The sequence below is a fragment of the Massilia niabensis genome (assembly GCF_042655085.1).
GTDB classification, from domain to species: Bacteria; Pseudomonadota; Gammaproteobacteria; order Burkholderiales; family Burkholderiaceae_D; genus Telluria; species Telluria niabensis.
Window position 1 is genome coordinate 958,221 of record NZ_JBHSMU010000015.1, and the last position, 13,492, is coordinate 971,712.

Annotated in this window: 11 protein-coding genes; 10 read left to right on the forward strand and 1 reads right to left on the reverse strand. The window is 66.7% G+C overall.

Going from position 1 to position 13,492, the window contains the following annotated elements; all coding sequences use genetic code 11:
- Nucleotides 1-14: 14 nt before the first annotated feature.
- Nucleotides 15-2,189 (reverse strand): cyanophycin synthetase, encoded by a 2,175-nt coding sequence (locus ACFPN5_RS18730; protein WP_379785299.1) that lies wholly within the window; start codon nt 2,187-2,189, stop codon nt 15-17.
- Nucleotides 2,190-2,494: 305 nt separating this feature from the next.
- Between ACFPN5_RS18730 and ACFPN5_RS18735 the strand changes: the two genes are divergently transcribed.
- The 10 genes from ACFPN5_RS18735 to uvrA all read left to right on the forward strand — a co-directional run bounded on the left by ACFPN5_RS18735 (nt 2,495) and on the right by uvrA (nt 13,477).
- The gene (locus tag ACFPN5_RS18735; protein ID WP_379785300.1) at nt 2,495-4,780 is read left to right on the forward strand and encodes a cyanophycin metabolism-associated ABC transporter; all 2,286 of its coding nucleotides are present in this window, start codon (nt 2,495-2,497) and stop codon (nt 4,778-4,780) included.
- Nucleotides 4,781-4,783: 3 nt separating this feature from the next.
- Complete coding sequence (locus tag ACFPN5_RS18740) at nt 4,784-5,251, forward strand: cyanophycin metabolism-associated DUF1854 family protein (protein ID WP_379785301.1); 468 nt, start codon at nt 4,784-4,786, stop codon at nt 5,249-5,251.
- A gap of 211 nt (nt 5,252-5,462) precedes the next feature.
- Complete coding sequence (locus ACFPN5_RS18745; protein ID WP_379785302.1) at nt 5,463-6,344, forward strand: alpha/beta hydrolase family protein; 882 nt, start codon at nt 5,463-5,465, stop codon at nt 6,342-6,344.
- The gene (locus ACFPN5_RS18750) at nt 6,341-6,790 is read left to right on the forward strand and encodes a MarR family winged helix-turn-helix transcriptional regulator (protein ID WP_379785303.1); all 450 of its coding nucleotides are present in this window, start codon (nt 6,341-6,343) and stop codon (nt 6,788-6,790) included. The genes ACFPN5_RS18745 and ACFPN5_RS18750 overlap by 4 nt, the downstream gene beginning before the upstream one ends.
- 79 nt (nt 6,791-6,869) lie before the next feature.
- Entirely contained in the window at nt 6,870-7,304 is a 435-nt protein-coding gene (locus ACFPN5_RS18755; protein ID WP_379785304.1) for a GFA family protein, read from the forward strand.
- 87 nt (nt 7,305-7,391) lie between these two features.
- Nucleotides 7,392-7,928, forward strand: a complete 537-nt coding sequence (locus ACFPN5_RS18760; RefSeq protein WP_379785305.1) for a pyridoxamine 5'-phosphate oxidase family protein — start codon at nt 7,392-7,394, stop codon at nt 7,926-7,928.
- A 39-nt stretch (nt 7,929-7,967) separates the two neighbouring features.
- Nucleotides 7,968-8,354, forward strand: a complete 387-nt coding sequence (locus ACFPN5_RS18765; RefSeq protein WP_379785306.1) for a VOC family protein — start codon at nt 7,968-7,970, stop codon at nt 8,352-8,354.
- 103 nt (nt 8,355-8,457) lie between these two features.
- On the forward strand, nt 8,458-9,525 hold the full coding sequence (locus ACFPN5_RS18770; protein WP_379785307.1) for an SDR family oxidoreductase: 1,068 nt from the start codon (nt 8,458-8,460) through the stop codon (nt 9,523-9,525).
- Nucleotides 9,526-9,548: 23 nt separating this feature from the next.
- Complete coding sequence (locus ACFPN5_RS18775; RefSeq protein WP_379785308.1) at nt 9,549-10,811, forward strand: glycosyltransferase; 1,263 nt, start codon at nt 9,549-9,551, stop codon at nt 10,809-10,811.
- 74 nt (nt 10,812-10,885) lie between these two features.
- Nucleotides 10,886-13,477 (forward strand): excinuclease ABC subunit UvrA, encoded by a 2,592-nt coding sequence (gene uvrA, locus ACFPN5_RS18780; RefSeq protein WP_379785309.1) that lies wholly within the window; start codon nt 10,886-10,888, stop codon nt 13,475-13,477.
- The last annotated feature ends 15 nt before the right edge of the window (nt 13,478-13,492 follow it).

Consider the following 13,492-nt stretch of genomic DNA (forward strand, 5'->3'; position numbering starts at 1 on the left):
GGCCGGGACGCTTTTTAATAATTCGTTTTCTTGGGCGTGGCGTCGAAAGCGCGCAGGCCGCCGCAGATCAGGTCGTGCTGCAGGCCGAGCGCCCAGGCCGCAGCCGTGGCGGCCAGCACGCTGGCCGGGTGCTTGACGGTGGCCGGCTTGATCTTGCCGAGGTCGAGCAGGGGCGTTTCCTCGTTCCCTTCGGCCAGCACGATGTGGTTGTTGCGCGCAAAAACCACGCGCTCGCCGCTCGCCCGGTGCCGGACCAGGACCGGATTGAACTCGTCCATCGCATAGAAGATCACGCGCCCGTCGGACAGTTCGGCCAGCTCGACCACCTCCGGATCGGCTGCGTTCAGCACGGCCGCGCCGTTCGACAGGATCACGTCGACCTGGCTGCGCACCACGGTTGCCAGCGCCTCGGCATCGCGCACATGGAATTCGTCGACCTCGGCAAGGCTGCCCATGTCGGTTACCACGCCCACCGTGCAGCGGTCGTAGGGCAGGCCGCCGGCGAGGATGCTGCGCGCGTTCGATTCGAACACGGCCGCTTCGACATTCCGGTTGATCAGCAGGCGCTCGCCAAAGGCGAAGCCGGTGCAGTCGCCTTTTTGCACCTGGCGGCCGTCGAGGTACAGGCCCTCGCCGTTGGCCACGCCCACGTGCTTGCCGGCCGCGTTCAGCAGGCAGCCGAGCAGGCGCGCGATCAGGCTGGTGCCGAGCGTGCCGGTGATGCCGACGAGCGGAATCCGGCCGTTTTCACCTTCGGCAAACAGGTGGTCGACGATGGCGGCGCCGACCTCGCGCGGCTGGCCGCTGGCCGGCTTGATGTGGGCCAGCAGGCCCGGGCTCGAATTGACTTCGATGATCGCGCCGCGCTGCTCCGCGAGCGGACGCGAGATGTCGTCGCAGACGAGGTCGATGCCGGCGATGTCCAGGCCCACGACGCGCGCGGCCAGGCTTGCTGCATGCGCCACTTCCGGGTGGATCAGGTCGGTGACGTCGTCCGAGACGTTGCCGTTCACCTGGATCAGCACCTTCTGTCCGGCCTGTGGCACGGAATCAGGCGTTAGGCCCTGGCGCTTCAGGTCGAGCAGGATTTCGCTGTCCTGGGGATTGACGCGGCCAAGCGGGTGTTCTTCAGTCTCGCCGCGGCGCGGGTCGGTGTTGATCTGGCTGGCGACCAGCTCCGTCACGCTGGAGTGGCCGTCGCCCGTCACCCACAGCGACTCGCCGCGCGCCACGGCCACGACTTGCTTGCCCACCACCAGCAGGCGATGCTCGTTGCCGGGGACGAAACGCTCGACCAGCACGGCGCTACTGTCGCCGGCTTCGGCGGCAATCGCATAGGCGGTGATGACCTCGGCTTCGGTCATCAGGTTCAGCGTCACCCCGCGGCCATGGTTGCCGTCGACGGGTTTGACCACGACAGGCAGGCCGATGTCCTGCGCTTCTTCCCAGGCGGCTTGCGCACTGCGCACGAGGGTGCCTTCCGGTACCGGCACGCCGCAGGACGCCAGCAGGTTCTTGGTCAAGTCCTTGTCGCTGGCGATGCTTTCGGCAATCGCGCTGGTGCGGTCGGTTTCGGCAGTCCAGATGCGGCGCTGCGCCGCGCCGTGGCCGAGCTGCACGAGGTTGCCTTCGGTCAGGCGGATCGACGGAATGCGGCGGTCGGTGGCGGCATCGACGATGTGGGCGGTCGAGGGGCCGAGGCAGTAGCGGTCGACCAGCTCGGTCAGGTCCGCCACGGTGCCCGCCATGTCGAAGGGCTCGTCGTTAATGGCCGCCATCAGCAGGCGATGGCCCGCTTGCAGTGCAGCGCGGCCGACGATGGCGTCGCGCGTGCGGAAGGCCATCTTGTAGATGCCGTGTTCGCCGGTCGAGCGGGTCTTGCCGAAGCCGGTCTTCATGCCGGCCATGTTCTGCAACTCGAGCACGACGTGCTCCAGGATGTGGCCCGCCCAGGTGCCGCACTCGAGGCGCTCGAGGAAGCCGCCGCGCTCGCCGACGCCGCAGCGGTGCTCGATCAGGCCGGGCAGCCAGCGCGTCAGGCGTTCGGTGAATCCGGGTAGTTTGTTCGAGGGGAAGTCTTCCAGCTCGCCGATGTCGAGCCAGGCTTCGATCACCGGTCGGTAGGTCCAGATATTCGGACCGCGCAGGTGGGTTACACGGAGAAACTGGATGTCTTTCTTCTTTGTCATGTAATGATGTCTTGCCATCGGTATCCGCTCGTTCACCATGATGGCGTTGCCTATGTTTGCCTGCCTGTGCGCTACCGCACCCAAATGCGGTTATGCAGCACACATGTTATATACTTGCCGGGCCGAAGCTTACAGTGCCGTGTCGATTTCTGCCAAATGGCACTCCGGCTCTGTCGCTCTCGCCACCGCAGCAGCTTCCGTCACTCAGATTTTCCTGCAATCCATGTAAACCGCTGAGCCGGTTACCGCGTTACCCCCTCTATCCAGAACATGCCCCTTACGGGCAGCAACTCAGTGGCACCTTAATGACAACTCAACAACTTGCTTCTCCGACGTCGCTGGCGCTTGCCGCCGGCTTCCTGCCTGATGGCTGGCACGATGACGTTCGGAAACAGCTTGCACTAGGGGAAAACGCGCTGACCGGCGTGGAGGTTGACCTCGACGCAAAATTACGTTTTACGAAGGGCGTGCTGGTCGTCACCAACCGCCGCCTGCTGTCGCGCGCACCGGGAGAGTCAGGCTGGCGCGACTGGGCCATCAAACCGGGCCTGGCGCTGCGCCACCACGACCACGCCGGCGTCGGCCACCTCGAACTGGTCGACGAACACGGCCTGCTGGCAAGCTGGCGCTTCACGCTGGGCCAGAACCTGCACGCGATCCGCGTGGTCGATGCCTTTGCCGAGCAAGTGAAAAGCGTCGAGACCGGCCTGCCGGTGCTGCTGCCCGAGCAGCACACCTGCCCGAGCTGCAAGGCGCCGCTGGAACCCGACCAGGAGGAGTGCCCGATTTGCACCAAGGTGCTGCACACGCCGCCCTCGACCTGGACCCTGTTCCGCCTGTGGCGTTTCGCCATGCCCTACCGGGGCCAGCTGCTGCTGGGTTTCCTGCTGATGCTGGGCAGCACGGCCGCGCACATGATTCCGCCTTACCTGACGATGCCCTTGATGGACAACGTCCTGATCCCGTACCAGAACGGCCAGAAGATCGACACCGGCCTGGTCTACCTGTACATGGGCGGCCTGCTGGCGTCCGCCGTGCTGGCCTGGGCGCTGGGCTGGGCCAAGACCTATGTGCTGGCGCTGGTGTCCGAACGCATGGGTGCGGACTTGCGCTCGACGACCTATGAACACCTGCTGAAGCTCTCGCTGGAATTCTTCGGCGGCAAACGCACGGGCGACCTGATGAGCCGCATCGGCAGTGGCTCGGACCGGATCTGCGTTTTCCTGTCCCTGCACCTGCTCGACTTCCTGTCCGACGTCCTGATGATCATCATGACCGGCGTGATCCTGTTCACGATCAACCCGTGGCTGGCCCTGGTGACCTTGGCGCCGCTGCCCTTCATCGCCTGGATGATCCACGTCGTGCGCGACAAGCTGCGCACCGGGTTCGAGAAGATCGACCGCGTCTGGGGCGAAGTGACCAACGTGCTGGCCGATACGATTCCCGGTATCCGCGTCGTGAAAGCCTTTGCCCAGGAAAAGCGCGAAGCGGTGCGCTTCCGCGAAGCGAACAAACACAACCTGGCCGTCAACGACAAGCTGAACAGGGTGTGGTCGCTGTTCTCGCCGACCGTCTCCTTCCTGACCGAACTCGGCTTGCTGGTGATCTGGTGCTTCGGCATCTGGCAGGTCTCGCGCGGCGAGATCACGGTCGGCACCTTGTCCGCTTTCATCGCCTACAGCGGCCGCTTCTACGTGCGCCTCGATTCGATGAGCCGCATCGTCTCGGTCACGCAAAAATCGGCGTCGGCGGCCAAGCGCATCTTCGACATCCTGGATCACGTCTCGAGCGTGCCGGACCCGGTCAACCCGGTCAAGGTGCCGAAGGTCCAGGGCAATATCGAACTGCGCGAAGTGGGCTTCCGCTACGGTAACCGCGCCGTGAACCGCGGCATTTCACTGAATATCAAGGCCGGCGAGATGGTCGGCCTGGTCGGCCATAGCGGCTCCGGCAAAAGCACCCTGGTGAACCTGATCTGCCGCTTCTACGATGTGGCCGAAGGCGCGATCCTGCTCGATGGCGTCGACATCCGTTCGTTCGCCGTGGCCGACTACCGCCGCAACATCGGCCTGGTGCTGCAGGAACCCTTCCTGTTCTTCGGCACGATTGCCGAGAACATCGCCTACGGCAAGCCGGATGCGACGCGCGAGGAAATCATCGCTGCTGCCCGCGCCGCGCACGCGCACGAATTCATCCTGCGCCTGCCGCAGGGCTACGATTCGATGGTCGGCGAGCGCGGCCAGGGCCTGTCGGGCGGCGAGCGCCAGCGCATCTCGATCGCGCGCGCCCTGCTGATCGACCCGCCGATCCTGATCATGGACGAAGCGACGTCCTCGGTGGACTCGGAAACCGAAAAGGAAATCCAGAAGGCGCTCGACAACCTGGTGCAGGGCCGCACCACGATCGCCATCGCGCACCGCCTGTCCACCCTGCACCGGGCGGATCGCCTGGTGGTGCTGGACCGGGGCGTGGTGGTGGAAGAGGGCAGCCACGATGTGCTGATGGCGCGCGAAGGCGCCTACCACCGCCTCTACGAAGCGCAGGCGCGCAACGTGGACCAGGACATGGATGATGACGGCAAGGACGACTAAGTGATGACCACCCCATTTCAACTGCGCCGCGACAGCTTCGGCAAACTGGTGTTCACGGGCGAGGACGGCGTCGACGTGGCCGGCGTGATCCCGGTGCGCGCCTTTCCCATTCAAGCGCCGACGCGCGGCATTTCGCTGGTGCGCGACGGCGGCAAGGAAGTCGCCTGGATCGACGATCTCGCCAGCGCGCCCGAGGGGATCCGCGCGCTCGTGACCGAAGAACTCGAGGGGCGCGAATTCATTCCAGAAATTGAGCACATCCGCAGCGTGTCGAGCTTCGCCACCCCCTGCACCTGGAGCGTGAAGACCGACCGCGGGGACACCGAATTCGTGCTCAAGGTCGACGAAGACATCCGCCGGGTGGGGGAGGCGTCGCTGCTCATCTCGGACAACCACGGGATCAACTTCCTGGTGCGCGATATGTTCAGGATCGACAAGCACAGCCGGAAGATTTTGGACCGGTTCCTGTAAGAGCGAGGGTCAAGTCTGCCGCGAGGAGTAGGGTGGGCTCTCGAGCCCACGCGGTACCTTCTTGAATGCTCGACTGTGAAGCCGCGTGGGCACAAGTGCCCACCCTACGTAAAGCTCCCTTTCGAGTGCTCCCTCTAATCGGCGCGCCGTTTTGCGCCTGGTTGGCCACAGGGGTGCTAATGTCGTTAACACGTTAACGACATCCGCCGCCATGACACCCGAATCCATCACCATCCCCGTTGCAGGCAAGGGCTGCATTGCCGCCACGCTCTGGCCCGCGCATGAAGCGCGCGCAGTCGTGCTGATCCATCCTGCCACCGCCGTGACGCAGGCGTTCTACGAACATTTTGCGCGTTTCCTGACTAGCCTCGGCATGAGCGCGCTGACCTATGACTACCGCGGTACCGGCCGCTCGCGCGGCGCCACCCTGCGCGGCGAGACGGTCACGATGGCCGGGTGGATGGACGAGGACGTGCCGGCCGTGACGCGCTGGGCCGCCGCGCGCTTCGCGAGAGTGCCGCTGCTGGCGGTGGGCCACAGCGTCGGCGGGCATGCGCTGATCCTGGGCGGCGGCGGGCCGGTGCGCGCCGCCGTGCTGGTCGCTTCGCATGCGGGCGTCACCGCCACCATCCGCGGCGCGGCCGAGCGTGCCCGCGTCTGGCTCGTCATGCGCCTGCTGGCGCCGCTGTTGTGCGGGCTCGCAGGCTACATGCCGGGAAAGCGCATTGGCCTCGGAGAAGACCTGCCGCGCGGCGTCATGCTCGAATGGAGCCGCTGGACGACCTTGCCGCGCTATTTCTACGACGACCCGGCAGTCGATGCGGCGCGCCGCGCAGCCAGCCTGCGCACGCCCTTGCTGGTGCTCGGGTTCGATGACGATCCATGGGCCAACCCGCATGCAATGGACCTGCTGCTGTCGGGCGTGACCGGGGCGGCCATCGAACGCCGCCAGGTCCGGCCTGCCGATGCCGGCTTGCCCGGCATCGGGCACATGGGATTTTTCCGCAAGCGCTGTGGCGCCGCGCTCTGGCCCCAGGTCGGCGAATGGCTGCTGGCGCGCGCCGGTGCCATGCAGGGGAGCGAGGCATCATGACGCCGCCGGCAAAGGCGCCGCGCTTCGTCCACCTCGTCACTCGCGCGCAGCGGGCGATCGGGCGCTGGATCGAGCGCCGTCCCGAAGCCTGGGATGGCATCAGCCCGGCGCAGGTGGGCTTGCTGTTCCTGCTGTCGGCGCGCGACGAGGCCCCGGTCGGCGACATCGCGCAGGCACTTGGCGTGGCGCCGGCGGCCGTGACCAACCTGTCCAAGCGCATGCAGGCGGCCAATCTGGTCGAGCGTGTGGGCGATGCCCGCGACGGCAGGTTGACGCGGCTGCGGCTGACGTCGTCCGGCAGCGCGGCGAGCGCGACGGCCCACACGGTGCTGGAGCAACTCAACGCGCGCCTGCTTGCAGGTTTCACGCCTGACGAGCTGGCGCTGGTGGCGCGCTGGCTGAACCATGCCGCCGCCGTGCTGTCTGACGAGGATGGCGAGCCCTGAAGGACCCCGCTTGAGCGCTCGCCATGATTGGCCTATGCTGGAATCCAAGCAGGAATCCGTTTATCCATTGGAGGCAATCATGATGTTGCAAGGCGGCTGTTACTGCGGCGCGGTGCGCTATGTCGTCGATGGCGAGGCCTTCCACAGCACCCTGTGCCATTGCCGCGACTGCCGCCGCACCGCCGGTGCGCCGGCGGTGGCCTGGTTCAGTGCGCACACCGTCGAGATGCGTTTTTCCCAAGGCAATCCCGCCACCTTCCGCTCCAGCGCGCACGTGCTGCGCGGCTTTTGCCCGACCTGCGGCACCACCTTGACCTACCAGGACGACCGCTATCCCGACGAAATCGACATCGCCACCGCCAGCCTCGACGATCCGGAAAGCCTGCCGCCGCAGGACCACACCTTCGTCCAGGAACGGCTCGGCTGGATGCACATGGCCGATGGACTGCCCGAATACGCGCGCACCCGTAGCGGGCAGGACGCGGCGGGGCCGGGTATCGCCGACGCGATCTGATGCCGCCAGCGTGAGTCCGCCAACATACACAGCGCTGGCATCGACGTAGAGTGGGCTGACCGGCCGCGAGGCCACAAGGAGACTTCCATGGATTCGATCAACAAGAACCAGCCCGAAGAAAACCACCGCGACCTGCATGGCGCGCAAGCTCTGGAGCGCATCCGTAAAATGGCCGAAGAGGCCAAGACCTGCTTCTTCTGCACCGAAGGCGGCACGGGAGCCGACGGTGGCGTGCGGCCGATGAGCCTGCTCCAGGCGGACGAGGCCGGCAACCTCTGGTTCATGAGCGCGAAGGACAGCCACAAGAACGCCGAGCTGGCCGCCAATCCGCACGTCAAGCTGTTTTTCCAGGAAAGCACCCACGCCGGCTTCATGGAACTCGACGCGACGGCGGTCGTCTCGCAGGACAAGGCGAAGATCAAGGAGTTGTGGGACTTTATGCTCAAGACCTGGTTCACCGGAGGCGAGGACGATCCGCGCATTACCGTCATTCAGGTGATTCCGAAAGGCGGCTACTACTGGGACAACAAGCACGGCCAGGCCATCGCCGGCGCCAAGATGCTAGTCGGCGCCGCCATCGGCAAGACGCTCGACGATTCCATCGAGGGCAGGCTGATCATCTGATGCCGGAGGAGGGCGCGGGAAACGCCGCGCGAACGCACCATGATCGAACTCGACCACGTCATCGTTGCAAGCCGCGACCGGGTGGCAGCGGCCCGCCAGCTGGCGGGCCTGCTGGGCGTGCCATGGGAGCCGACCGCGCTCGGCGTCTTTGCGCCGGTCTATGTCAACGACGGCCTCACCCTGGAGTTCATCACGACCGATGAGGCATTTCCTGTCGAACACTTCGCCTTTCGCGTGGGAGATGCCGAATTCGACGCTATTCTCGAACGGCTCGACGCTGCGAACATCGGCTGGCGTGCCACCCCGCAGGGCCCGAACGACCGCCAGGTCGGCACCATGGCCGGGGGACGGAATGTGTATTGGGACGAGCCGGATGGGCATCGCTGGGAGATCCTGACGGTCAGCTACGCGCGCCAGTCGTCTTGATTGCAGGGCACAGACCTGCGCACGATTGCCGTTTTTTCCACCCGTGCACGCGGTTTTTCGCACCCGGTTAGAATGGGTTTTGACCGAATGCGAAGGAAATCGAATGCAACGAACCGCTCTGGTAGTGGGTGTAACGGGTATTGGCGGCAACCACGTTGCGCGTGAACTCCTGGCCAATGGCTGGAACGTCGTCGGCCTGTCGCGCCGCGCGCCGGCCGACTTGCCGGGCGTGCGCCACGTCGCCGCCGACCTGCTCGACCCCGCAGCGCTTGGCCCTGCGCTGGCAGACGTGGCGCCGACCCACGTCTTCATCACCACCTGGATGCGCCAGGATACGGAGCAGGAAAATATCCGCGTCAACGCCGCCCTGGTGCGCAACCTGCTCGACGCGCTGTCGCCGCAAAAGAGCGTGCGCCACGTGGCCCTGGTTACCGGCCTCAAGCATTACCTGGGACCGTTCGAAGCCTATGCCAGCTCAGGCACGCTGCCCGACACGCCGCTGCGCGAAAGCCAGCCGCGCCTGCCGCTGGAAAACTTCTATTACGCGCAGGAAGACGAAGTCTATGCCGCCGCCGCGCGCGACCGCTTCACCTGGAGCGTGCACCGTCCGCACTCGATCATTGGCCTGGCCGTCGGCAACGCCATGAACATGGGCACCACGCTGGCCGTCTACGCCACCCTGTGCAAGGAAACCGGGCGTCCGTTCCAGTTCCCCGGCTCGGAGGCACAGTGGAAGGGCCTGACCGACGTGACCGACGCGCGCATGCTGGCCAAACAGCTGGTCTGGGCCGCCGATACAGATGCGGCCAAGAACGAAGCCTTCAACATCGTCAACGGTGACGTCTTCCGCTGGAGCTGGCTGTGGCCGAAGCTGGCGGAATGGTTCGGCGTGGAGGCGGCCGGCTACAGCGGCCAGATCCAGCCGCTCGAACCGGCAATGGCGAACGACGGCCCGCTCTGGCGCGAGATCGCGACCCGCCACGGCCTGGTGGAGCCGGACCTCGACCGCCTTGCCTCGGCCTGGCACACCGACCTCGACCTCGGCCGCCCGCTTGAAGTGATGACCGACATGGCCAACAGCCGCCGCCTCGGCTTCACGGGCTACCAGGCCACCGATGCGTCCTTCTTCGACCTGTTCGCGCGCCTGCGCGCTGAGCGCCTGATTCCGTAACGAGGAACAGGACGCGAGGCGATATGGATGCCGCCCGCAAGCCACTGCACATTGTGGTGGTCACGATCGGCTCGGCGGGCGACCTGTTTCCCTTCATGCGCATGGCGCTGGCCTTGCGCGAGGCCGGCCACCGCATCAGCTTTCTCGGCCCGCACCAGCACGAACCCTTCGTGCGCGCGGCCGGGCTGCCCTTCCATGGCTTGCCGGCCGACCCGGCCGTGCTCGACCATCCCGACCTGTGGCATCCGACGCGGGGTTTTGGCGTCGTCTGGCAGGCGACGCGGCCGGCCATGGCCGAGGTGCCGGCCTTCATGCGCGCGCTTCCGGCCGACGAAAAATGCACCATGCTGGTCCATCCCCTGGCGCTGCCGGAAGCGGACCTGTGCCGCGCCGCGCGGCCGGGCCTGTCGATTGCGGCGGCCTTCCTGGCCCCGTCCAACCTGCCGACCCTGCACGACCCGCTGATGCTGGGGCCGTGGCGCGTGCCGCGCTGGCTGCCGCAGGGCGCGCGCAAGCGCTTGATGCGCGTTCTCGCTGCGCGTTTCATCGATCCCATCGCGCTGCCGAGCGTGAATGCGGCGCGCCGCGAGGCCGGGCTGGCACCCGCCGGCGCGCTGATCGAAACCATGTTTTCGATTGCCGACCTGTCGATCGCGCTGTTTCCCGACTGGTTCGCGCCGACCCAGCCGGACTGGCCGCAGCCCCTCGTGCGCGGCGGCTTTCCCCTGTACGATCCTGACCCGCAGGCGGCGCTGCCCCCTGAGCTGTTGCATTTCCTGGGGAAGGGCGGCAGGCCGCTGGTGTTCACGCCGGGCACCGGCAACCGCCAGGCGCGGGCCTACTTCGAGCATGCGGCCGAGGCGGCACGCCTGCTGGGCGAGCGGGCCATTTTCCTCACGCCCCACCGCGACCAGCTGCCTGCCGAGCTGCCGCGCTACGTGCTGTGGCAGGAGTACGTGCCCCTGCGCGCCCTGTTGCCGCATGTGTGCGTGCTGGTACACCACGGCGGCATCGGCACGACGGCCGAGGCGCTGCATGCCGGGACGGCGCAACTGGTGGTGCCGCTGGCGCATGACCAGTTCGACAATGCGGCGCGGGTGGAGGCTTTGGGGGTGGGGGTCGGCTTGCCGGCCACGCGCCTGAGCACGGGGCGCTTGTTGAAGAAATTGGGTGGCTTGCTGGACGATGAGGGTCTGGCGGCGCGGTGCAGGGCGGTAGCGGCGAATTTTGAGCGGGATCCGGGTGTGGAAGATGTGGTGGCGGCGCTGGAGGTGCTGGCGAGGTGAGTGTGTCACCGCACCGTCAATGTTTCCTGAGCACGGTCTAATGCAAGCATCGATAGCGATGAGCGGGATAGCCGATGCGCAGGAAAACAGAAGCGGGTGAAGTCGGAGGTGCGGCGGCGGAGCCAATCGTCGGTGGCCAGGGCCGCCCCGGCTTCGTGCGCGTGCGCGGGGCGCGCGAGCACAACCTGAAGGACGTCAGCCTCGACATCCCGCGCGATGCGCTGGTGGTGTTTACGGGGGTGTCCGGTTCCGGCAAGTCCTCGCTCGCCTTCGGCACGCTGTATGCGGAAGCGCAGCGGCGCTATCTCGAATCCGTATCGCCGTATGCGCGCCGCCTGTTCCACCAGATGCCGGTGCCGGAAGTCGACGAGATCGACGGCCTGCCACCGGCGGTCGCCCTGCAGCAGCAGCGCGGCTCGCCCACCACGCGCTCGTCGGTCGGCAGTGTGAGCACGCTGTCGAATTCCCTGCGCATGCTGTATTCGCGGGCCGGTGATTATCCAGCGGGCCAGGCGCTGCTCTACGCCGAATCGTTTTCGCCGAATACTCCGGAAGGCGCCTGTCCCGAATGCTCGGGCCTGGGCCGCGTGTACGAGGTCACCGAACAGTCGCTGGTACCGGATGACAGTTTGACCATTCGCGAACGCGCGGTGGCGGCCTGGCCACCGGCCTGGCATGGCCAGAACCTGCGCGACATCCTGGTGACGATGGGCTACGACGTCGACACGCCCTGGCGCGACCTGCCTAAAAAGGACCGCGACTGGATCCTGTACACCGACGAAACACCGACCGTGCCGGTCTACGCCGGCCTGACTCCCGAACAAACGCGCGCGGCCCTGAAACGCGAGGACACGCCGAGCTACCAGGGCACCTTCACCGGCGCGCGGCGCTATGTGTTGCAGACCTTCGCCAACACCGAAAGCGCGTCGATGAAGAAGCGGGTGGCGCGCTACATGGTCAGTACCGAATGCCCGCTGTGCCGCGGCAAGCGCCTGCGCCAGGAAGCCTTGTCCGTCACCTTTGCCGGTGCGGACATTGCTGACATCTCGCGCATGCCGCTGGCGCGCCTGCATGCGATGCTCCAGCCCTACGCGGGCGGCAAGGCGCAGGGGGGCAAGACGGCGAGCGACAAGCGCCGCGCCAAGCTCCATCCCGAGCAGATGATCGTCACCCAGCGCATCGCCGAAGACCTGGTGGCGCGCCTGGACGTGCTGCTGGCGCTCGGCCTCGGTTACCTCGCGCTCGAGCGCAGCACGCCCACGCTCAGTCCCGGCGAACTGCAGCGCCTGCGCCTGGCGACGCAGGTGCGCTCGAACCTGTTCGGCGTCGTGTATGTGCTGGACGAGCCCTCGGCCGGCCTGCACCCGGCCGACACCGAGGCGTTGCTGGTCGCGCTCGACCAATTGAAAGCTTCGGGCAATTCGCTTTTCGTGGTCGAGCACGCGCTCGATGTGATCCGGCGTGCCGACTGGATCGTTGACGTCGGCCCGGCCGCCGGTGAGCGCGGCGGCGAAGTGCTCTACAGCGGGCCACCCGAAGGGCTGAAAAAAATCGAGGCTTCCCAGACGCGGCGCTACCTGTTCGACGATGCGCCGCCGGCCGTACGCGCACGACGCGAGTCGAATGGCTGGCTGCGCCTGGAAGGCGTCACCCGCAACAACCTGGACAACCTGTCGGTCGAATTCCCGCTCGGCGTGCTCACGGCCGTCACCGGCGTGTCCGGTTCGGGCAAGTCGAGCCTGGTGAGCCAGGTGCTGGTCGACCTCGTCGCAACCGAGCTAGGGCAGGGCGCGCCGGCGCCGGAGCTTGACGAAGCCGACGACCTCGAACAGGAAGCCGCCATCCCGACGCAGGGCCGCATCGTCACGGGCATGGAATCGCTGCGGCGCATGGTGCGGGTCGATCAGAAGCCGATCGGGCGCACGCCGCGCTCGAACCTCGCCACCTATACCGGCCTGTTCGACCAGGTGCGTAAACTCTTCGCCGCCACCAAGATGGCCAGGGCGCGCCGCTACGACGCCGGCCGTTTTTCGTTCAACGTGGCCAAGGGGCGCTGCGAGACCTGCGCGGGCGAGGGCTCGGTGATGGTCGAGCTGCTGTTCCTGCCGAGCGTGTACGCGCCGTGCCCGACCTGCGAAGGCGCGCGCTACAACGCGAAAACGCTGGAGGTGACCTACAAGGACCGGAACATCGCCGAAGTGCTGGGCATGACGGTGGACGCGGCCGCCGAGTTCTTCGCTGGCGAACCGCTGGTCGAGCGCTCGCTGGAAGTGCTGCGCGAAGTCGGCCTGGGTTACCTGCGCCTCGGCCAGCCGGCCACCGAACTGTCCGGCGGCGAAGCCCAGCGCATCAAGCTGGCGACCGAATTGCAGCGCGCCGGGCGCGGCAACACCCTGTATATACTCGACGAGCCGACCACCGGCCTGCACCCGTCGGATGCCGACCGCCTCGTCAACCAGCTCGAGCGTCTGGTCGACGCCGGCAACACGGTGGTCGTGGTCGAGCACACGATGCGCGTGGTGGCTGCCTGCGACTGGGTGATCGATATCGGCCCCGGCGCCGGGGACGAGGGCGGCACCGTGGTGGCCGCCGGTACGCCGGAGGCGGTGGCGCGCGCAAAGCACAGCCGTACCGCGGCGTATTTACGGGCTTGCCTGGCGTCTTGACCCTCTCGGGCGAGG